A 374-nucleotide genomic window follows, 5' to 3' on the forward strand; every position below is an offset into this window, starting at 1 on the left:
CGATTTGGCTTTGTGCCTGGGTCAGTTCAATATCACTGGTGACATAACAGGCGACTTTATTTTCTCGTTGTCCGCTTTTGAAGTTTAGTAACTTTCCCTCTTGAGTTCGTAAGTGGGAAAGAATTAATTGATCGTCGGGGGCTAATTGCTGCGCTGCTTTTAAGGCGTTCACTGCTAAAGATTGAACTTGGGTGATCAGTACGTAGCTTTCATCAATTTTTAATAAAAGTGAGGTGTAGCTTAATAGCTCATCAGCTTGTTGCCTTAGTTTGTTAATGCGAAGCTTGCGCTTTTTCATTGCTTGTTGGCGGCTATAACTTATGCCACTGGCAACCATTGAGATAACAATGATGGAGGCTATCAAAGATATTATA

The 374-nt window shown here is 40.6% G+C and carries 1 protein-coding gene; it reads right to left on the reverse strand.

All coding sequences use genetic code 11. The features are described 5' to 3' along the window. On the reverse strand, nt 1–374 hold a 374-nt coding region (locus A3763_RS28475), incomplete at both ends, for a hypothetical protein (protein ID WP_197482847.1).

It is taken from the genome of Oleiphilus sp. HI0128, assembly GCF_001635365.1.